At 43.2% G+C, this 20,016-nt stretch carries 24 protein-coding genes; 13 read left to right on the top strand and 11 right to left on the bottom strand.

What is annotated here, in order from left to right:
- The first annotated feature begins 15 nt into the window (after window positions 1–15).
- The 3 genes from G475_RS0116730 to G475_RS28080 all read left to right on the top strand — a co-directional run bounded on the left by G475_RS0116730 (window position 16) and on the right by G475_RS28080 (window position 1,620).
- Window positions 16–795, top strand: coding sequence for a CPBP family intramembrane glutamic endopeptidase (locus tag G475_RS0116730; RefSeq protein ID WP_026702257.1), 780 nt, complete (start codon window positions 16–18; stop codon window positions 793–795).
- Between the two features lie 168 nt (window positions 796–963).
- The gene (locus G475_RS0116725; RefSeq protein ID WP_026702256.1) at window positions 964–1,344 is read left to right on the top strand and encodes a glycine betaine ABC transporter substrate-binding protein; all 381 of its coding nucleotides are present in this window, start codon (window positions 964–966) and stop codon (window positions 1,342–1,344) included.
- A 57-nt stretch (window positions 1,345–1,401) separates the two neighbouring features.
- Entirely contained in the window at window positions 1,402–1,620 is a 219-nt protein-coding gene (locus G475_RS28080) for a rhodanese-like domain-containing protein (protein WP_084414171.1), read from the top strand.
- Between the two features lie 132 nt (window positions 1,621–1,752).
- On the opposite strand, the gene G475_RS25430 is transcribed toward G475_RS28080, so the two are convergent.
- Window positions 1,753–2,625: a DMT family transporter gene (locus tag G475_RS25430; RefSeq protein WP_035711580.1), complete on the bottom strand. Its 873-nt coding sequence runs from the start codon at window positions 2,623–2,625 to the stop codon at window positions 1,753–1,755.
- A gap of 124 nt (window positions 2,626–2,749) precedes the next feature.
- Between G475_RS25430 and G475_RS0116715 the strand changes: the two genes are divergently transcribed.
- The 3 genes from G475_RS0116715 to G475_RS0116705 all read left to right on the top strand — a co-directional run bounded on the left by G475_RS0116715 (window position 2,750) and on the right by G475_RS0116705 (window position 5,054).
- Entirely contained in the window at window positions 2,750–4,174 is a 1,425-nt protein-coding gene (locus G475_RS0116715) for an aminotransferase-like domain-containing protein (RefSeq protein WP_026702255.1), read from the top strand.
- Between the two features lie 95 nt (window positions 4,175–4,269).
- On the top strand, window positions 4,270–4,482 hold the full coding sequence (locus tag G475_RS0116710) for a hypothetical protein (RefSeq protein ID WP_026702254.1): 213 nt from the start codon (window positions 4,270–4,272) through the stop codon (window positions 4,480–4,482).
- A 128-nt stretch (window positions 4,483–4,610) separates the two neighbouring features.
- Window positions 4,611–5,054 (top strand): DUF1801 domain-containing protein, encoded by a 444-nt coding sequence (locus G475_RS0116705; RefSeq protein WP_026702253.1) that lies wholly within the window; start codon window positions 4,611–4,613, stop codon window positions 5,052–5,054.
- Window positions 5,055–5,106: 52 nt separating this feature from the next.
- Here the strand turns inward: G475_RS0116705 and G475_RS0116700 are convergent, their stop codons facing one another.
- Window positions 5,107–5,286, bottom strand: coding sequence for a hypothetical protein (locus G475_RS0116700; protein WP_233275802.1), 180 nt, complete (start codon window positions 5,284–5,286; stop codon window positions 5,107–5,109).
- Window positions 5,287–5,344: 58 nt separating this feature from the next.
- On the bottom strand, window positions 5,345–5,968 hold the full coding sequence (locus tag G475_RS0116695) for a hypothetical protein (protein ID WP_026702251.1): 624 nt from the start codon (window positions 5,966–5,968) through the stop codon (window positions 5,345–5,347).
- Between the two features lie 132 nt (window positions 5,969–6,100).
- Between G475_RS0116695 and G475_RS0116690 the strand changes: the two genes are divergently transcribed.
- Window positions 6,101–6,505, top strand: a complete 405-nt coding sequence (locus G475_RS0116690) for a hypothetical protein (RefSeq protein ID WP_026702250.1) — start codon at window positions 6,101–6,103, stop codon at window positions 6,503–6,505.
- Between the two features lie 113 nt (window positions 6,506–6,618).
- Here G475_RS0116690 and G475_RS0116685 read toward each other — a convergent pair whose 3' ends face one another.
- Window positions 6,619–7,443, bottom strand: a complete 825-nt coding sequence (locus G475_RS0116685) for a metallophosphoesterase (RefSeq protein ID WP_035711576.1) — start codon at window positions 7,441–7,443, stop codon at window positions 6,619–6,621.
- Window positions 7,444–7,648: 205 nt separating this feature from the next.
- Here G475_RS0116685 and G475_RS25425 point away from each other — a divergent pair, with 205 nt between their 5' ends.
- The gene (locus G475_RS25425) at window positions 7,649–7,948 is read left to right on the top strand and encodes a hypothetical protein (protein ID WP_051302629.1); all 300 of its coding nucleotides are present in this window, start codon (window positions 7,649–7,651) and stop codon (window positions 7,946–7,948) included.
- Between the two features lie 235 nt (window positions 7,949–8,183).
- On the opposite strand, the gene G475_RS0116675 is transcribed toward G475_RS25425, so the two are convergent.
- Window positions 8,184–8,537, bottom strand: a complete 354-nt coding sequence (locus tag G475_RS0116675) for a winged helix-turn-helix transcriptional regulator (RefSeq protein WP_026702248.1) — start codon at window positions 8,535–8,537, stop codon at window positions 8,184–8,186.
- Window positions 8,538–8,759: 222 nt separating this feature from the next.
- Here G475_RS0116675 and G475_RS0116670 point away from each other — a divergent pair, with 222 nt between their 5' ends.
- Window positions 8,760–9,431: an NAD(P)H-dependent oxidoreductase gene (locus G475_RS0116670; RefSeq protein WP_026702247.1), complete on the top strand. Its 672-nt coding sequence runs from the start codon at window positions 8,760–8,762 to the stop codon at window positions 9,429–9,431.
- A 64-nt stretch (window positions 9,432–9,495) separates the two neighbouring features.
- On the opposite strand, the gene G475_RS0116665 is transcribed toward G475_RS0116670, so the two are convergent.
- Window positions 9,496–9,738 carry a hypothetical protein gene (locus G475_RS0116665; protein ID WP_026702246.1) on the bottom strand — a complete coding sequence of 81 codons (243 nt, stop codon included), beginning with the start codon at window positions 9,736–9,738 and terminating at the stop codon, window positions 9,496–9,498.
- Window positions 9,739–9,747: 9 nt separating this feature from the next.
- Window positions 9,748–10,617: an alpha/beta fold hydrolase gene (locus G475_RS0116660; RefSeq protein ID WP_026702245.1), complete on the bottom strand. Its 870-nt coding sequence runs from the start codon at window positions 10,615–10,617 to the stop codon at window positions 9,748–9,750.
- Window positions 10,618–10,810: 193 nt separating this feature from the next.
- Between G475_RS0116660 and G475_RS0116655 the strand changes: the two genes are divergently transcribed.
- Window positions 10,811–11,395, top strand: coding sequence for a CGNR zinc finger domain-containing protein (locus G475_RS0116655; RefSeq protein ID WP_026702244.1), 585 nt, complete (start codon window positions 10,811–10,813; stop codon window positions 11,393–11,395).
- Window positions 11,396–11,512: 117 nt separating this feature from the next.
- Window positions 11,513–12,163 carry a LytTR family DNA-binding domain-containing protein gene (locus G475_RS0116650; RefSeq protein WP_026702243.1) on the top strand — a complete coding sequence of 217 codons (651 nt, stop codon included), beginning with the start codon at window positions 11,513–11,515 and terminating at the stop codon, window positions 12,161–12,163.
- A gap of 217 nt (window positions 12,164–12,380) precedes the next feature.
- Here the strand turns inward: G475_RS0116650 and G475_RS0116645 are convergent, their stop codons facing one another.
- The 3 genes from G475_RS0116645 to G475_RS0116635 all read right to left on the bottom strand — a co-directional run bounded on the left by G475_RS0116645 (window position 12,381) and on the right by G475_RS0116635 (window position 15,748).
- Window positions 12,381–12,983 carry a class I SAM-dependent methyltransferase gene (locus tag G475_RS0116645; RefSeq protein ID WP_026702242.1) on the bottom strand — a complete coding sequence of 201 codons (603 nt, stop codon included), beginning with the start codon at window positions 12,981–12,983 and terminating at the stop codon, window positions 12,381–12,383.
- A gap of 222 nt (window positions 12,984–13,205) precedes the next feature.
- On the bottom strand, window positions 13,206–14,399 hold the full coding sequence (locus tag G475_RS0116640; RefSeq protein ID WP_026702241.1) for an MFS transporter: 1,194 nt from the start codon (window positions 14,397–14,399) through the stop codon (window positions 13,206–13,208).
- A 128-nt stretch (window positions 14,400–14,527) separates the two neighbouring features.
- The gene (locus tag G475_RS0116635) at window positions 14,528–15,748 is read right to left on the bottom strand and encodes an MFS transporter (protein ID WP_026702240.1); all 1,221 of its coding nucleotides are present in this window, start codon (window positions 15,746–15,748) and stop codon (window positions 14,528–14,530) included.
- 143 nt (window positions 15,749–15,891) lie between these two features.
- On the opposite strand from G475_RS0116635, the gene G475_RS0116630 reads away from it, so the two are divergent.
- Window positions 15,892–16,644 (top strand): MerR family transcriptional regulator, encoded by a 753-nt coding sequence (locus G475_RS0116630; protein WP_026702239.1) that lies wholly within the window; start codon window positions 15,892–15,894, stop codon window positions 16,642–16,644.
- A gap of 127 nt (window positions 16,645–16,771) precedes the next feature.
- Here G475_RS0116630 and G475_RS0116625 read toward each other — a convergent pair whose 3' ends face one another.
- Window positions 16,772–17,653: an Rpn family recombination-promoting nuclease/putative transposase gene (locus tag G475_RS0116625; RefSeq protein ID WP_026702238.1), complete on the bottom strand. Its 882-nt coding sequence runs from the start codon at window positions 17,651–17,653 to the stop codon at window positions 16,772–16,774.
- A 336-nt stretch (window positions 17,654–17,989) separates the two neighbouring features.
- Between G475_RS0116625 and G475_RS0116620 the strand changes: the two genes are divergently transcribed.
- Window positions 17,990–19,507, top strand: coding sequence for an acetyl-CoA hydrolase/transferase family protein (locus G475_RS0116620; protein WP_026702237.1), 1,518 nt, complete (start codon window positions 17,990–17,992; stop codon window positions 19,505–19,507).
- Window positions 19,508–20,016: the final 509 nt, after the last annotated feature.

Here is a 20,016-nt window from a genome sequence, read left to right as displayed (position 1 = left end):
ATAAGGAGGTAGAGCATGCAGCACCCTAGAAAACCATGGCGCTCTTTTGTATTTTTTCTGTTCGTTGGTGTGATTGCCGTTCTTTCCCTGCTGCCAATGCAAATTGAAATTCTTCCCCGGCAGCTGGAGGAGCTCGGTGTTCCTTTAAAGCTTCCCATTGAAATAATGGCTGTGCTGTCTCTCCTTAACCCTCTGCTATTTATTATAGTAGGTCTGCTCATAGGTCACTTTTTAGCTGAGAGAACTGGATTCTATTCTTTCATTTATGATAAAGATCGATATGGCACGCCATTGTTAAGTCGATTAAGGGCTGTCTTTATAATTTCCGCTCTTTTAGGGGGAATTAGTGGTGTTTTCATTGTAACGGTAGATTTTTTCCTTCAGCCCTTCCTTCCAGAAGAACTGCACATATCAGGTGCTGAGTCGACGGTTGATTTTTTCGACCTCGTTGCACGGCTGTTGTATGGAGGGATTGCTGAAGAATTAATGCTTCGCTTTGGGGTCATGACTTTAGTGGTTTTTATCATGTGGAAGGTCTTTCAACGCAGCCAAGCTCGACCAACCTCCGTTATTGTATGGATTGGTATTATCCTATCTGCTCTGCTCTTTGGGTTAGGTCATTACGCGGCAACGGCCGCAGCTACAGACATGACTCCCATTGTTTTTGCTCGCATGATCTTTTTAAATGGGTTTGGTGGTATTATCTATGGCTGGCTTTATTGGCGCAGAGGTCTTGAGGCAGGGATGATTGCGCATATAGCTACTCATGTGGTCTTTGTACTCTTCTCCCTTTGAAGGTGCCTTTTGAAGGTGCCTGGCACGCCCCGGTTTTTGTCGTATTTTGTAAGTTTCTGCAAGCTCCTATGACCAAGATAGCGAAGATAAGTTAAATTCACTACAATATACTCCGGAAAATATGCGAGAGGTATTTAATAAATTAAACGAAAAAGGGAGACTTTTATCATGAAAAAGACCTTAATGCTATTTATTACATTAACTTTATTGATACTTGCTGCTTGTGGTAATGGAGAAGAGGAAAATAATGCAAATGGTGATACAGAAAACAGCACATCAGAAGATTCATCGGATGAAGAAACGAATGAAGAAACAAGTGACGGAGCGAGTGAAGATAAAGGAACCATTGTTTTTGGACAAACACCTTGGACAAGTACTGCACCGCCAACACAAATTGCAAAACAAATTTTAGAAGAACAAGGTTTCACAGTTGAAGTAAATCATGTTTCGCAGCCAATTATCTGGGGTGGCATGAGTAATAAAGAAATGGATTTCTTTATGGATGCGTGGTTACCATATACAGAAGCACCGAGAATGGGAAGAGTATAAGGACGAGTTAGTGAAGGTAGCAACAAGGTTATTCCTTTAAACGAATTACAAGACAGAATGTCGGAACTTCCCAAGGATAAAATGATTGTACTATATTGTTGGGACACTTGGTGTACCCTTGCTTCCAAAGCTGCTGACTTGTTGCTTGAAAATGGATTTGATGCAAAGGAATTATATGGAGGGTTGGCAGCTTGGAAAACACTCGACTTCCCGACGTCAGGATTATCAGAAGCAGCCTCATCCAACGAGGGTAGTGGTGTCGACTGTGAATGTTAGAATACTCTATCACAACATAGGTCACCAATCGGAGTGGAAGCGACGATAACTAACAAAGCAGAGAAAAAGCAACCTACATTAAAACTGAAATATGAGCATGCTGCTTCAGATAAAGCTTGAATCATTGATGAATCATTTTTTGTTTCTCTCTTTGTACAAAGCAGCCAGTGAAACGCCGGCTAACACAACCACCCCGCCTGCCATCGATAGAAGGGTGGGGGTTTCGCCTATCCATATCCATGAGATAATAATGGCTAAGACAGGGGTTAGATATAAGGAACTGGTGGCTTCCGATGCGCCCTGTTTCGATGTGGCGTATGCTATGGCGAAGTAAGGAATCACGGTCGGGAACAGGCCGAGATACATAACGGTGAGTAAACTTTCCATGGAAGCCTGATGAATCGCTTCCGCCGTGCCGGGAACGGAAACCAGCATAAAGAGAGTTCCGGCCCAAATGGTGTACGTTGTAAATGGAATAAACCCATACTTCGTCAGATAGTTAGATTGCAGCACAAAATAAACACTCTCCCCCAGGGCTGCTATTAAAACCATAAGCACCCCCATAATTTCCAAGTTGAAACCTTCCCCTGCATCGAAGGAGATAAGAAACACTCCGAATAATGCCGTGATAGAGCCGGCCCATCCATATGTACCAAAGGTTTCTTTTAAGAAAAACCTGGCAAGCAGGGCGGAAACGAGCGGCGTGGTCGATACAACGAAGCTTGCTGCTCCGGCACTAACTGTCTCTTCTCCGATACTAAGAAACGTGTGATAGACGGAAAAGCCCAGAAATCCAAGAATTAAAATGGCGGGCTGGTCTTTTCGTTCCGGCAGTTTCATGTTTGTTGCTATGGCAGCAATCACAAGGGCAGTGGAACCAATCAATAGGCGCAGCATGGATAAATGTAACGGTTCAAACGATTCCAATCCTACGCGTATAGCCGGAAAAGCAGAAGCCCATAGAGTAATTGCCGCGGCATAGGCCAGTAGAACACTTATAGACATATGTAAATCATCCTTTACGATTCGAAGGTGTATTTGGTCCTGGAGCTCCTATGATAAAATACGTACGAAGCATTGGAATCAACCATTTCCATGAAAGCCATGCCAACCAATCAAGGGTGAAAAAATGAATAATCAATCATCAACGACGTATAGAGAAATTGTGGAATGCATCGAAAAGAAAGCAGCAGAAGGGCAGTGGTCCGCCGGGCGGAAACTTCCGCCTCAAAGGGAGTTGGCCGCTGCATTCGGGGTGAACCGGAGCACGGTGATTCATGCGTTGGATGTTTTGAAAGAGAAGGGAATTGTAGAATCAAAGACGGGAAGCGGGACATATATTTCGAACCATGATCCATCCAACGTATCAAAAAGTTTCGTAAACTGGAATGACTTTTCAAAGTACAGCCTTCATCCAACGAACCACGATATCGTGAGAAAAATAAATAAGCTGGAGCTGGACGATTCGATCATACAATTAGGCAAGGGAGAACTTCACGAGGAGCTGTTTCCCAAGCGTTTATTTAATGATTCGCTCCGCTCGCTGGAGACGACGTATAATCATTACGGATATGATGATGGCACGGGAGATTATAGATACAGAAAAGCGGTCTCGTCCTATTTGAAGGAGCGGGGGATTGCTTCCAGTCCGGATACCATATTGTCGGTTTCCGGTGCGCTGCAGGCGTTGCAGTTAATAACGCTTGGTTTACTGCAGATGGGCGCCACGGTTTACACGCCCCAGATATCGTATGTTCATTCCCTGCATGTTTTTCGAACATCCGGTATGAAGTTGAAAAGTATTCCGTTTAAGAGGCAGCGGCTTGATACGGATTACTTACGCGACGATTTGTACAGAAACAAAGGCTCGTCTATGTTATATATCAATCCTACGTTTCAAAACCCGGTGACGACAACGCTGGATGGTAACAGCCGAAAAGAATTGGTGAAACTGTCCCAGGAATATAAAATGCCTGTCATAGAAGATGATATCTTCCGGGATTTATGGATCGACCATGAGCCGCAGCCTCCTATTGCGTCCCTTGATCACAGCGGGCACACGCTTTTCATCGGCAGCTTTTCCAAGACAATGGCGCCGACGCTTAGAATCGGGTGGATGACAGGCCCGGCAGACGTTATGGAGAAACTGAGTGACCTGCGGATGCAGCTGGACTATGGAACAAGTTTCCTGCCGCAGCTTGCAATGTATGATTTCCTTGAAACAGGAAGATACGACGAGCATCTGAAAACGCTGAGAAAAGAACTTCGCGACAGACGAGATACCTTAGTCTATCTTTTGGAAAAACACATAGCAGATGCTGCGACCTGGGAGATTCCCGCAGGAGGCATGTTCATATGGGTGCGGTTTTCAGATGATATAAATGTTCGAAGGTTGTTTTCTTCTCTTGTGGACAGGGGAGTCTTAATAAATCCGGGCTTCATTTACAGTTATTATCACAATCAATATGTAAGACTGTCCTTCACCAGTTCGTCTCTGGAGGAAATGGAATATGGTGTGAAAGTAATGAGAGAAGTGTTGGACCATCTAAAATGATATAATCTAGAAGGCAGGGAATATTCATACCCTTGCAGGAATGGTATAGTATGCAGAGATGAATAATGATTCCCGTTTATAATAGGAGGTATATTTTGTCAACATATGATTTTTCCGCTCATCGGAAATGGTCCCGGATTCCAAAAGATATTCAGCAGCTTCTTCTCCAGAATGTGTTCTGCGTCAACTGCGGGGAAACGACGATTGTGGATTTTGAGCTGAAAGATGAAAAGAATGGTGTGCTGCTGGAAGGAAGTTGTAAGACGTGTGGCGGCGACGTGGCGCGATTGGTAGGAGACGACGGATAGACTGTTTGTTTAAAGAGGAAGGGGCAGAAGTGTTGCTCCTTCCTTTTATTATACTCTCTTAATATTAACATCAAAAAAATAAATCGCTATGTCCGCCGTGTATAATGAAAGAGAAAGGATGAAACGGTGTGGACAATCTAAATCAGTACATGGGAACGATGGATTCGAAATGGAAAGAGGCTTTTGTTCAGCTGAAAGAGGTCGTTGATGAAAATATTCCAGTCGGGTTTGAACCGGCGATACAGTACGGCATGCCGTCGTATGTCGTGCCGCTGTGTCTCTATCCGGCAGAGTATCACGCGAAAAAGGATATACCCCTGCCGTTAATCAGCCTGGCGGCGCAGAAACGGCATATTGCGTTGTATCACATGGGGCTGTACGCGGATCCGGCGTTGCTTGAATGGTTTGAGAAGGGGTATGCCGAGCACGCGGCGCATGCCTTGAATATGGGGAAGAGCTGCATACGCTTTACAAAACCGGATCAGATCCCTTATCCGCTTATCGGAGAGCTTGTGTCGAAGATGTCGGTGGAGGAATGGATCGCGTTGTATGAAAACAGCGTAAAGGGGTAATTAAAATACTATGTCTATGATTTATTGATGTTCTTCCAGGCTCCTCCCGTCTCTATTTCTGTACTTTTCTTCTGGCAGAATAATCCCAGATAGTTAATGTAATAAAGTATACTATAATAGTAACCATCGCATAGTCGCTGTATTTGCCTGGGAGAAATAGAAGGATGGAAGCTGTGACGATAAAAAATGGGGGCATCAGTATCCAGTAGCGTTTATTTTTAAAATGTTTCATAATCAGCTTCTCCTTCTGAGCTCTTTTTATCGATGACACAGCCGTTTGTACCTAAAATCTAAGGGTTCCTGAGTTCAATAGAGATGTTACTAGCTTCTTCGGCGGCAACTTGTATATCAAACGTACCGTCTACGTTCAGCCCCTGGATTTGAATGCTGCCGTTTCTTGATTCGGAGATTTGCTGCTCCCATAATACCTGATCCTCTGTTTCGGCGGACAGGGTGATCGTTCCTTCGCCAACCGATGCTGTATAGGGAATGGAAATGATTCCTCCCCCGGTTGTTCCGGTTTCCGTTACATCATAACTCCCCCGCAGCGTATCAATCGATACAGTAACCGTACCGTTTGCTATCTGTCTGTTGGCATTTACGGTTACATTGTCAGCATAAAAGTACAGGAATGCTGACACACCAATGATGAGGATAAAAGTAAAGGCTGATGCTATAATGAAAAACACTTTCATGTTTATCTTTTGTAGTATAAGATGGTTCAATTTGTATACGAGTCGAAATAACAAAGGAAATAACACGGCTGCGAAAAGAATAATAATCCAATGAACGGGCTGCAGGACAGCTAAAATAAGTACCGCCATGTACATTGCTATAAACATCCAATATCCTATGTGCAGAAACGTCTTGCTTTTATCGGGTTTACCGAAAATCATTTCTATGACTCTTTGCAAAGAACTCCTCCCATTTTGCCTCCAAGGTGCTGTTCTTCTCAAAACACATTAATCATAGGTAATACTAACACATATATGGTTAAATTTGTATATTAAAATTGTGCTGATAATGTGTAAAAAAGGAGGGTTCAAATGGTTAAGAAGGTATTGCAAGTTCTTATTCTTTTATTCGGATTATTTACTGCAGTTGCAGGTTTCTCTTACTATATGATTACTATTGGAGATTCCGCAGTACCGGATATGACGGGCGATATGATGGTGATTCAAACTTTTTTATTTATATCGACTTTTTCATTAGTTGTTGGTATGTATTTAGTTAAAAACTTCATTGTAAGAATTATAACAGCTGTCGTTTTTCTTGCAGTCGACGGAATATATATAGATGTATTGAGGACTAACTTGCCCGGCTATGAAGATAACAGCATTGATCTTGCTTATGTTCAACTGCAATATTCTTTTGTTTTACATTGCAGTTTGATCTTGGGTTGGGTGTTATTCCTTATTTTTCAGCAATGGTGGAGAACAAGAAAGAGATAAAAACTTTGTCACGGTACGTTCCTTCCTTCCTTTCTTTCTTTCTGCTCCCTTCACTATATGGGTTTCTTTTCCATCTTAACATATCGTTTCTCATTTTTTTCGTTTGATTGATACTATTCTTTGCCTTCCACCGTCACGATGGTCATCTGGCTCTGATTCAAAAAACGCACCGGTATCACACTGGTGCCGAGGCCGCTGTCGATGTAGAGCCGGCTGCCGGAGTCCAATGAGTACGTTCCTTTGTCGTACCGGGGGAAAAACCCTTCGCCGGGGGAGACGACTCCGCCGATGAATGGGAACCGGATCTGACCGCCGTGGGTGTGGCCGCTTAAAACGAGGTCGGCACGGGCAGCGGTTTCGTTTTCGACAACGAGCGGGGCATGGGAGAGCAGCACGGTGTAATGCCCGCCGTTCATCCCCTGAAACGCTTGGTCAAGGTTGTGATGGTCCGTAAAGTGGTCATCAATGCCGGCGAGGTTAATTACGGCATCGTCTACCTCCGCCTTGGTGTTCGTGTTATCCAGAATCATGATCCCGCTTTCCCGCAGACCACCGAGAAGGGTTTGGGCGCGAGGGTTGTCCCATTCGTGATTGCCGGTGACAAAATAAATTTTCTCCGTTACCTCGGTCAGTTTTTCCATCAGCTGCAGCGCCGGCTCCATGCTGGATGTGTTTTCATCGATGAGATCCCCTGTGATGACGATCATGTCCGGGGCGGCGCTTTTGGCGGCGTTGAGGAGCGGCTCGTTATTGTCCCCGAACTGTTTATTATGCAGGTCGCTGATCTGCAGCATGCGGATCGATGCATCGCCGGGCAGCTCCTCGGTGGTGAACGTGACGTGTTTGGTCTGGAACACGTTGGTATCGTAATAGCTTTTTCCCGCGATTACCGCAGCGGCTGTAATCAAGATAAGAAGCATCCAGCGTTTTTTCGTCATGATCATGACCACCCTTTTTGTATCTGCATTCCTTTGCATCTATAATAGCATGGTTCGGACTCATCCGGCAGGGAGCAAAAAGGATGGAGGAGAGGCTAAACATGATGCTGGAGGAACCTTCTGCAGTATGAGGTGATTCTAATGTATCCCTTCTTTATCTAGGCACGTTACAATAGAGGTAATGGAAAAAAGAGGAGGAGCTATTATGAATCATTTTTCCGTGCCGGCGATGGTGGAGTCATTTAAGGAACTTTTTCCGAAGGAAGCGTCTATTGCGGTTTCGGATGTGCAGCAGTTCCTTTACTATGAGCCGAGCAAACAGATTGATTTGAAGATTCAGCCTGGGGATAAAATAAATAAAAATACCGTAACGTTTAAGGCGCTGTCGATTCAGGAGAAAACGTCGGATCATGTGAACAGTACGGTTTTTGGGACGAATGTGCCAATTTTGGATGACGGGGAGCCTGCAGGGTGTCTTACAGCGACTCTGCCCTTAAAGTTCTAAGTTTTTGAAGGTTCAAATAAAGACGAGCTGGGTGCTGCTTGTGTAAGGGTGGGAAAATAAAAAATGGATGAAACCTTTTTATGAGGGTCTTCATCCATTTTTTTATTGGTTAATGTTCTATACATTGATGTTATGAGTCCCATTCTTCAGCTTAGAAATTCACCACTAATCTTTCTTTTGCATCAAGCTTATATCTTATTATGGGGTATCTGCCTAAAGGCGATCCAGCCAGCGATCAGGAATGCTTAAATGTAGTTGAATCTTTTTGATATTCCTTGTATTCATCGCCCCAAGCCATCACTGAATTGAGTATCGGCTTTAATTTTTTCCCGATGTCGCTCAACGAATATTCGACTTTTGGTGGTATTTGAGAGTGTACGTTACGAACCACAATTCCATAATCCTCCAAAAGGCGAAGCTGTTTGGTTAAGGTGGCATGGGTGATATCTGGAAATAATCGCTGGATTTCATTAAATCGCATCGGTTTTTCAAGTAAAAATAAAATAATACGCATGGACCATTTCCCGGACAATATTTTTTGAGCGCTTGTTAAGCCGCATTCTTCTAATATCTCATTGGTATAGTTCATGGCCTTCCTTTCCAGTATCCAATTGCATACTAACGCTATTCCGATAGCGTAGAAATCCTCTAAAAGATACCTCTATAATAGTATTTATATGATAGGAGCCTATCATATAATGATTTTTCAAACAATGTAAAAGGGGTGAAGGGGGAACACAAGAATTATTTCGTCACCAGGTTGAAATTTGAAGTGCAGGCCATGCCAATAAAAACAAAGGAGAGTACACTTATGAATACAACGATACCTGTTAGTAAAGAACAAGTGATTTCAGCTTTTCAATACAGGCATGCTACTAAAACATTTAATACGAACAAGAAAATATCCGGGGAAGATTTTAACTATATTCTAGAAACGGGAAGGTTATCACCCAGCACGATGGGTTTAGAGCCATGGAAGTTTGTCGTTGTGCAAAATCCGGAATTAAGAAATAAGCTAAAAGAGGTTTCCCCTGGAGCCCAACGCCAGCTGGACACTGCGAGTCATTTTCTGGTCATTCTCGCCCGGACAAATCTAAGATATGATTCCGAATATGTCATGAATCAATTGAAAAATGTGAAAAAAATGCCGGAAGAAGTTGTTACATTTTACTCTAGCGCATTAAAAGGTGTTCAGGAAGAAAGTGGTTTGTTGAAAGATGAACGTTTACTGTACGAATGGTCTGCAAAGCAAACCTATATTGCTCTCGGAAATATGATGACCGCTGCGGCTTTAGCCGGCATTGATTCTTGTCCGATGGAAGGGTTTGACTATGCAGCAGTCGACCATATCTTAGAAGAAGAAGGTTTGTTACAGGAGGGAAACTTCAAGGCATCCGTGATGCTCGCTTTTGGATATCGAAATGAAGAACCCGAACGAGTCAAAACAAGAAATGATATGGAGCACATTGTACACTGGTCATAAATGGTCATAAAAGGGAAAAAACCGCCCTGGCAAAATAAAAAATGTGCAAACAAATGGAGCTGTATCAAAAGTCTGTTAAATGCTGAGGCATGCGCTGCAGGCGGACGCTTGCCGTGGGCAGCGCCTCAGCTACATCAAACGGAAAAACCGCCGTTTGATGGGATCTTCGGCTGCTGCTCTTCCCACAGGCGTCGCCGCCTTCCGCTTCTGCCTGGGTCGAAATTTCTTTATCATAGGAATGGGGCTGTACCTTTGATACAGCCCCATTTGTTCTTGCTTTTGAATTATCGGGTGGACACTGCATCATGGTAAGGCATTAATCATGGTATGTTAAACGGTCTCGTAAAAATTGCTTTATCAAATAAGCACTGGTGTCCAACTCTTCTTCTAAAGGAAAATGCCCGGTATTTAATAAATGGACCTCGCAATCGTTAAGATCCTTTTGGAAAGCTAATGCCCCTTTAGGTCCAAAGAACATGTCATTTTTTCCCCAAACAGCAAGTGCAGGAGGTTGATACGTCCTAAAGAACTCCTGCCAATTTGGATACTGCTTAAGGTTGTTTCTATAGTCGTAATACAAAGCAAGTTGTATTTCGTCATTGCCGGGGCGATCCAAAACCATTTGATCCATATTCCATGCATCAGGGCTGATTCGCTCGGGATGACGTGTCCCATCTGTGTATTGATATGTTGTGAAGTCTAACGATAAAAGCGATCTTAAATTGTTCTTATTTTCCTCCGTTGGATTTTCCCAATACTTGCGTACAGGATCCCAAGCGGACATTAACCCTTCTTCATAAGCATTTCCATTTTGAGTTATAATGGCTTGAATTCGTTCAGGATGTTTGATCGCCAATCTGAATCCCACGGGAGAGCCATAATCATGAACGTAGATACTAAATTTCTCTAGTTTTAATGTTTCCACAAATTCATTGATCAAAAGTCCAAAGTTATCAAACGTATATTCAAATTCATCCATTTTTGGTTGGTCGCTGTTGCCGAACCCTGGATAATCAGGCGCTACAATATGATACTCATCCATCAGCTCCGTGATTAAGTGTCGATACATATGAGACGAAGAAGGAAAACCATGAAGCAGTAAAATAGTCGGATTTTTTTTATTCCCAGCTTCCCGGTAAAAGATATTAACGCCCTGGACACTTACATTTTTGTATTCTACTATCATATCCTCACCCCTTTATATTATTGAAGAAGCATGCAGTAGCCTGACAAAGAGTAATTCCTATTCATACGCATCCCCCCCTCTCTTATAACCTCTTTAATAAATTTTTAGTGGTTATAAAAGATATACTACCGTACTCATTCTAACTTTTCAATATGTTTTTTAACGGTTATAATAACATTTGAGGTGAAAATGGATGGATAAATTAGTGTATGTGCTAGGTGGCGCTGCATGGATAAACTTGGTTAATACAACGTATATCTCCAATAAACAAGAGGTCGATATCTTAGCTGATGCCTCCCGGACGTGCGAATGGCTGAAGGAAAATAACGTATTACGGGAGTCTGATGTACCGGCTTTAAAAGACGGAGAATGGAGGCATTCGTTAATAAACGAGCTTCATTCGCTGCGTCAGCTTTGTGAAATGGTTTTGTTCGATGTAGAACAAAAAGGAGTACTCTCTCCAGATACAACAGATCAATTAAAACAGCTTGTTGAACGGGTGAATGTCAGCCTGACTATGGATGCAGATGATGAAAAAGTAGAATTGGTCTCCGAAGGAATAACAACGGAAGATCACGTACTCTTCAAGATTGTCGCTTCTATTTTTGATACATTGAACAGTACTTCTATCCGTCGTATTAGGAAGTGTGAGCATCAAGAATGCAGGCTCCACTTTGTCGATACATCAAAATCAGGAAAAAGACGCTGGTGCAGCATGGAGTTGTGCGGAAATCGCAAAAAGGCGGCCGAATTTTATGCGAAGAATAAGAAAAAGTAGTAATTCAAAAAGGCGCGCATGAAGCTGGAGACCGATGGGACTGAGCTGTATTTATTTAGTGATAGGTGTCAGAAGCCCGTTACAATAGAGGTAATAGAAAAAAGAGGAGGAGCTCTTATGAATCATTTTTCCGTGCCGGCGATGGTGGAGTCATTTAAGGAACTTTTTCCGAAGGAAGCGTCTATTGCGGTTTCGGATGTGCAGCAGTTCCTTTACTATGAGCCGAGCAAACAGATTGATTTGAAGAGTCAGCCTGGGGATAAGATAAATGAAAATACCGTGACATTTAAAGCGCTCTCGATTCAGGAGAAAACGTCGGACCATGTGAACAGTACGGTGTTTGGGACGCCATATTTTGGGACGAGTGTGCCGATTCTGGATGACGGGGATCCGGCCGGATGCATCACGGCGATTCTGCCGTCGAAGCAGCTTCGTTTTCTTTCCACTTTTTTGACGGTTCAAATGAAGGACAGCTGGGTGCCGTTTGCGTATGAAGACATTATGTATCTCGAAGCCCAGAACCGGAAAACGTGGGTGCAGACGGAACAGGGGATGGGAACGCATAAATTCGTATTAGGGGATCTGGAGTTGTATCTGCCGGATGACACCTTTATTCGCTGCCACCGGTCTTATATTGTGAATGTGAAGTATATCGCTGAAATTCAGCCGGATTCTCATTCCACTTTTTTATTGATTATGAAGGATCAAACGAGAATCCCTGTGAGCCAAACATATGCAAGTCACTTTCGGAAGAGTCTCTCTTTCTGAATGTAGGTGCCTGTCACGCCCCGGTTTTTGTCGTATTGTGTTCGTCATGAGACCGCCCCCTTTTTTGAAAAATAAAAATTAAAGCACCATGATTTCATGTTAGCATGAACGACCGGAAAACACTCTGTGTTTCTCTCTTTGAATATACTGTTTCCGACAGAACGGAATGACTTCCGTACAGCACCCGAGGAATAGATTCACGAAGATAAACTGTCGTTTATTCTTTGACACTGCAGGCCAGAAACAGAGAAGCGTCCTGGTTCATAAAAACACTTTTTCCGTGATAGAAGGTTTGGATGTGAATGGAGGAGTAGCCGGCTTCGCTTAGTATCTCTTTTAGCTCGTCATGGGACAAAATCTTGTGGTTATGTTCATGCTGATCGAAGGTATCGTCTTTATCAAAATCAACGATAAGCAGCCGGCCGCCTGGTCTTAATACGTGAAACAGTTCCCGCAGGATGCTTGCTGTATCATGAATGTGGTGAAGAACCAGGGACATGATAATAATATCTGCTTCAAGCTCAGGCGTTTCTTTTGTGAAATCCGCGTATTGAACTTCTGCGTTGGAAAGGCTTCGGCGGGAAATCTTCTCCTGCGCCATATCCAGCATCTGCCGCGAGGAATCGACGAGCTTCACCGAACGTACCATGTCGGTTAGCTGCAACCCTACGAGTCCCGTACCGCCTCCATATTCCAGCACGTCCTTGGAACGGCTGTCCGGCAGCTCCTGTTTTATCTGTTTTCCAATAATCTCCGACAATTCTATTTGTTCCGGTGTATCGTATTGTTTTGCCATCTCATCAAATGTGTTACCTTCCATGGTGGTTAGCTCCTTCCAGGTCTTTTAAAAGATATTATAGATTCATATTATCTTTAATTAAGTTTTATTATAGCAATCCTTATTCTCTCCGTCAAAATAAATAACTCTGTTTGATAAAGGCAGTAGGGAAAATAAAGAACTTTAAGTGAATAACATGAAAACTAAAAAAAGAGCAACCACCGATTAATAAAGGAAGCTGCTCCGTAAGTCGGCAGGCTACCTTCACGTCGATTTCTTAACAGAGGAAGAAGCAAGTCCTGCCAGGAAGATTCCGATAAGAACAAAAACAAATGCTTGCAGCAGCCCCATGAATTCCCCGAATAACCCCAAAATCGGCGGGCCGACAAGAAAGGCGGTGTAGCCGATAATAGAAACAATACTTACTCTGATTACGGCTCCTTCCGATTCGTCGCCGGCAGCGGAAATGCCTACCGGAAAACCTAAAGAAGTGCCAAATCCCCATAAAAAGACACCACACGCAGCGATAGGCAGATATCCAGTAAATATAACAAGAGCCAATCCTGAAAACGCCAAGAGGGAGGCGGTCCGAAGCACAGGGACTCTGCCGAATCGGTCGAGGAAAAATCCTCCTGCGGTGCGGCCTAGGAACATGGCTGTTAAAAAAAGGGTGAACATGGCGCTGCCGGTGATATGCTGCACGTTGAAACCATCCACCATGGCGAGCGGCAGCCAGTCATTTGCCGACCCTTCCGCAAAAGCCATTCCGAAGACGACCAAACCAATAAGCAGCGTCCTGGGTTCTTTCCATACCGTCCATGAGCTAGTAGATGGATCTGTTTCTTTTTTCTTACGGGGGAGATGTTCTTTCCCTGTCCCATGAGGCAAATATCGATAGGAGATAAGAAGAACCCCAGCTGTTACCACGCTGATGATGAATAAATGGACGGTGACAGATATATGTAACGCCATCATGAGGGCACTCCATCCTGCTCCTGCTAACGTTCCTCCGCTGAAGGAAGCATGCAGGGCGGGAAGCAGAGTTTTATGGGCCGCGCGCTCTAAGACCGCCCCTTCTAAATTAATGGCGACCTCAAGAAAACCTATGCCAAACCCGAAAACCATAAGTCCGGCAAAGACCAGCAAACTGATTGAAAAATAAGTCCCGGTCCCAATAGCTGCTGTGCCGGCGGATATACAGAGGATACTCGAGACCGTTACGAAGCGGGCGCCGACTCTTGCGATAGCTCGCGATGCAGATAATAATCCCGCCATCGATCCGAGCGCGAGTCCGAAAATAATCCAACCCATCTGGGCAGTTGACGCTTCCAGTGTATCCCTGACCTCCGGGGTCCTGGCAACCCACGAGGCCAGCGCGACTCCTGACAATGCGAAAATAATAAAAAGAGCGTTGCGTGATAAATGAAGTTGTTTATTCGTTGCATTGGTGTTTGACATGTTCTCATCGTAACATAAGGTGCCTGTCACGACCCGGGTTTTGTCGAATTAGATTTTTTGGCTTCCGGCTGATGAAAAGGGGGACGAAGAAAAGACCACTTCCTATCTGAAAGTGATCTTTAATTAATTTAATAAGCAGACTTATAATTTCTGAACGTTTTTCCTTTCCATAAAATAGTAAGCGCAATCATTAATCCAGCTGCAGCAAAAGATAATACTACCTGCTGAATATCTATACCCTGGGCGACAAGGGTTGTTACGCTCGCATAGGCAAGTGGATCAAACCCATTCATCGCTAAAAATACAAGACTCATCACTCTCCCCATAATTCGCGGATCCGTATCTTCCTGGGTGGAGGTGAAAAAGGGTATAGCAACGAAGGAAAAAGCAAATCCAATAAGAAATGCTAAAGCTGTTAAAACAAACAAATTAGGAATTTGACTGAATGCGACAGCTACAATTAACATCGCAATTAACCCAATAATCGAGGTTAGGCCCCGACTGCGTATTTTCACTGTGCCAATGATGCCGGTGCTGATTAACATCCCCAAGCCTAAAGAAGCCTCAATTAAACTAAGGTTTATGGGTGATCCCCCATACGTTTCCACTAAAATCGGAATGGCAATGGATATTGCTCCAAAAGCAAAGAAGTTTAATGTAATTAATATTAGAATGCCTGTCATTAAAAACTTGCTTGCTTTTACATAGGAATAGCCTTCTATTAAATCCTTTAGAGGCGTTTGTTTCACTGCATTATCGATGGGTCCTTCTTTTAAAAAGGGAGGAAACATAAAAAATGCGGATAATAGAACGATAAAAGCCGCCGTTAAATAACCAGCGGTTACGCCGGCGTATTCCATGACACTTCCAGATAGGACAGGTCCAAGCACAAATCCAATCTGACCCAATCCCTGAATAATGGCATTTGCTTGTTTTATTTGGCTTTTTTGTACCATTTTTGGAATTAAGGAAGTCCCGGCAGGTCCAGAAAAAGCATCTAATGTGCCAAAAACCATACCGAGTATGACAAGGTAATTAAAAGTTAATTGATCTGTGTTGTGTAATACAAAAATAATACTCAGCAGGATCCCCTGAATGGAGCTCGTACTGAACATAATCGTTGATTTTTTGAATTTATCAGCAAGTACCCCGCCAAATGCCATCATGAGAACTCGCGGCACGGTTATAGCGATGAGTATAATTCCTAAAGAACCCGCAGATCCTAAATCATTAATAACAAACCAGGTGGTTGTCATAAAAAACATCGTAAAACCAATAACCGCTAAAAAACCTCCTATAAATAGAAACACAAAAGATCTATTTCTAAATAATGATTGTTGTTCTTCCATTAATAAACATCCTCCCAATTCTTAAGATGTTTATCATGTTAGACTGTGACGTTACGTCTTACGCAAGCTTTTTATTAAAACTCGAAAACGCATTGTGTGTGACGCAGCGTCACCGTTTATAATGCAGATAAGGAGGGCTTACGATGGAGGTAACCATTAGTTCATTCGCAAAGATAGCAGGTACAACAGTAAGAACTTTACGTTATTACGATAAGATTGGCTTACTGAGCCCGGAAAATAAAAATCATAAAGGAAATAAAGTGTATACAACAGTAGATTGGGAGAATTTCCAAAAAATAAAAATTTATAAGCATCTCGGTTTATCACTAGAGGAAATAAAAGAGCAGATGAAAAACCGGGGGATAAAGAATCGGGAACTATTGCTGATACAAAAGCAATTCATTCTTAAAAAACAAGAGGAATTAAATGACGTTATAGAAATGATTACAAGAATGGAACGACTATATAACCAGGAGAATATTTCTGAGGAGGAACTCAAGGAGTTAGATGAATTTTCGTTTATTATGCTGGATTTATTCAGACTGGAAAAAACACAGATCCAAGCGTTGGAAAAGCACTTTGAGGAAGATAAGGAGGTCTTGAACGAAATAAAGGTGTTCCATGATCCAGAATTTAAAAAGAAAATGGATCAAAATTTATGGCATTTGCTGCAGGCGATTAATAGATCCATAGAGCACAATGATTCCACCAGCAAAAATAAAGTACAAGAAATGATCAGGGAAATAGACAATTTATATCCAGCAATGAAACGCTTCTTAAGTATTGGTTGGGATGATGAATTCCTCGCGAGACATCATCACGAATTCACTTTTTATTTTCCTGAAGATATAGCTGTATATATTTATGAAGAATTGAAGACGTATTACACTGAGTAGATTACCTGTCACGACCCGGTTTTTGTCGAATAAAAAAATGGATGAAACCCTTTTTATCAGGTTTTCCTCCATCTTTGTTATGGTAAGGGGTTTCGTAACAGCCAGCTGTAAATGATTACAATCATTCTTATTGTTTTAATTGCAGCACTTCGTCGGTGGAGAGTCCTGTTACTTCAGAAATTGTTTCGATGTCCAAGTCTTTTTTCAGCATTGCTTCAGCAATCTCGGTTTTCGTTTTTTCTTTTCCTTGTTTCATGCCCTGCTCTATTCCCTGTTCCATTCCTTTCTCCATGCCTTTCTTTTCGTAAGATACGATAAACTCCCTCACTTTTTCGCCTTCTCTTCCGTCCATCCGTTTCACCTCTTCCTGTAGTTTCTTTTCTTCCGAGGAAGTAAGAGTTAGATACGTCTCGAAAAAACCGGTTAACAGATCGGATCTAGCAGGGTCTATATTCATGTGAGACATCATACGCAGAAATTCTTTTTTTACCTGTACTTTCTCCTTTTCATTATACCCCATTTTTGAAAGCAATGCAGCGGCTAACGGGTTGTCGGAGCGGATAAAGTGCCGCCAGTTCTGTTGTTTTAACTGGATAATAAGAAATTGAAAATGCAGGACGGTGTGAAAGGGAAAGGCAATGGAGAAGTGATCCGGCTCTTCGCGATTCTGGTCATAGGTGAAAAGGGCAATCGGCAGGATGTTGCAGCGGTATTTTTCGTATAGTCGTCCGTAGTAGAGGAACATGCGCTCATTGAAATCAGGCTGGGGATAACTCTGAGGTTCTGTGTGGATAATGATGATCGTTTCTTCTTCTTTCAGACTCGTTTTTGCCAAAATATCCACTCTGTACTTTTCCCCCTGGGTCACATCACTAAAAACTTCTTCCGCTAAAAACTGGACGTTGGAAAAGTCAACGGCAACGTGTACTTCCGGGAAAAATAACTGGATGAATTCTTCAAAATAGGTGGTCAACACTTCTTTAAATAACCGATCGTGATCAACAGCCATAGCACCCTCCTTTTTCAAGAACGTTTGTTCCATAATAGAATACCTGTTCCTGTTATAAAAAGCAAGATGATTATATTTTTTTAGTGCCTTTTTTAGTGCCTGTCACGCCCCGATTTTTGAGGGAAAGAACGGTTGGCTTAAGACCGAATGTCGTTATTTTATATGTCGACGTAAATTTTCACAAAGGAGGAAGATGGGGGACTTTATTAATTTATTCTGTTTCATGTATGTTTTTCGCTGGCTCCCTCCTGTTTTAAGCCTTTTCATGCGAAATCCCGTGAAGCGGACGCGGCCGGGCGTTAGAATAGGCATAGATTTACAACGGGGAGGCTTATCATGGAACAGCAGATCCAAAAACGGATACGTGATACTGAACTGCAGGGTGCGGTTGTCTCCGAGAAGATGGCGGCGTCCTGGATCAAAGATGGGATGACCCTTGGGTTGAGCGGATTCACCCGTGCTGGGGATGTGAAAGCAGTGCCGTCCGCCCTTGTGAAACGGACCGAGAAGGAATCGATAAAAGTGAATGTCTTTACGGGAGCTTCACTTGGATCCGATGTGGATCGGTTAATGGCCGAAGCGGGCATTGTGCATAAACGGCTGCCGTTTCAAGCGAATAAAACGATGCGTAGTGAAATTAACGGAGGAGAGATGCTGTTTGTGGACCAGCATTTGTCGCATACCGCGGAAGCTCTCCGGCAGGGAACGCTTGCTTCTGTAGATTTCGCGATTGTGGAAGCGGTCGCAATAACCGAAGAGGGGATGATTATTCCTTCGACCTCTGTTGGCAATTCTTCTATTTTCGCTGAAAAAGCAGAAGGGGTTATTGTGGAGTTAAACCTGGAACAGTCGGAAGCGTTTGAAGGGATGCATGACATTTATGAACCCGCCAGGCAGGGGGATCGTGACCCCATCCCTTTGACCGACGTGGAGGACCGGATCGGAAAAGCAGGGATTCAGGTGGACCGGGAAAAAATAAAGGGAATCGTGATAACCCATCAGCCGGACTCTCCCTCTACCATCCAATCTCCGGACGAAGATACCGTGGAAATGGCAGAACACTTAGTAGCCTTTCTTCGAAAAGAAAAAGAACTGGGGCGTCTGCCTGAGAATCTGGCCCCGCTGCAGTCGGGGATTGGTTCGATCGCAAATGCTGTGTTTCACGGGCTGCTGGAGTCGGAGTTCACAGATTTAGAGGTTTATTCGGAAGTGCTTCAGGATGCGGTGTTTGATTTGATGGATGCGGGGAAGGTCCGGTTTGCTTCCGGGTGTTCGATTACGCTGTCGGAGTCGAAGTTTGGCGAAGTGTATTCGAATATTGAGAGATATAAAGACCGGCTTGTGTTGCGGCCGCAGGAGATTTCTAATCACCCGGAGGTTATCCGCCGGTTAGGGTTGATTGCAATTAATACGCCGCTGGAATTTGATATTTACGGCAATGTGAACTCGACGCATGTGCTTGGAACGAAGATGATGAATGGCATTGGGGGATCCGGTGACTTTACGAGGAACGCGGGGATCTCGATTTTTGTTACGAAGTCGATTGCCAAGGACGGGAACATTTCAAGCATCGTACCTTATGTGTCCCATGTGGATCATACTGAACACGATGTGGATGTGATTGTTACCGAACAAGGTTATGCGGACCTGCGTGGGCTGGCGCCGAAAGAACGAGTGCCGCTTTTGATTGAAAACTGTGCGCACCCGAGCTATCGCAAGCAGCTGTATGATTATTTCGAGGAGGCCTGTGAAAATGGGGGGCATACGCCTCATAATCTGGAGAAAGCATTCTCCTGGCACACGAGGTTTTCCGAGCACGGGACGATGCTCGAATCTGCCCCACAGCCAAGTTAATAAGTTACTTGAGAATAAGTCTTAAACCCTGATGGTTGTCGTCAGGGTTTCTGATAGGTGATGGCTTTATATTCTTTTTGAAGTTCTTGTAGTAGTTCAACAATTTCCATAGTTTTTTCATTTAAGGTTTGTAGTAATTGTTCTGCTTCTTTATCCTTTGTACCAATTGCACCATGAATTTTTCTTAAATGATCATGAAATTGTTGGAGAGGCTTTTGCATTTTTTTAAATGCCGTTAACTGACCAACTGATTTATTCTTCATTTCCTTGTACCATTGATTAAAACGGGTATTTTCTTGGCTGATTTCACTCCATTGCTCAGTTGATTGATAGCCTAGTATCGCATTATAGGCCCACCAATGGTATAAAGCATGTTCTGTTTGCAAAATACGGATCATTTGCTCAGGGGTAGGTTCTGGTATCGTTTCAATTGTTTGATGTCGTAATTCATTGACTTCTTTGCTGACTTCATAGATGGATGAACCCGTTCTTTCCGCTTGTGTTTTAAT

This window comes from Salibacterium aidingense DSM 18341 (genome assembly GCF_000429685.1).
In the GTDB taxonomy this organism is placed as follows: Bacteria; Bacillota; Bacilli; order Bacillales; family Marinococcaceae; genus Salibacterium; species Salibacterium aidingense.
Note: the sequence above shows the minus strand (reverse complement) of the source record. Positions and strands in the feature narration are given on the sequence as shown.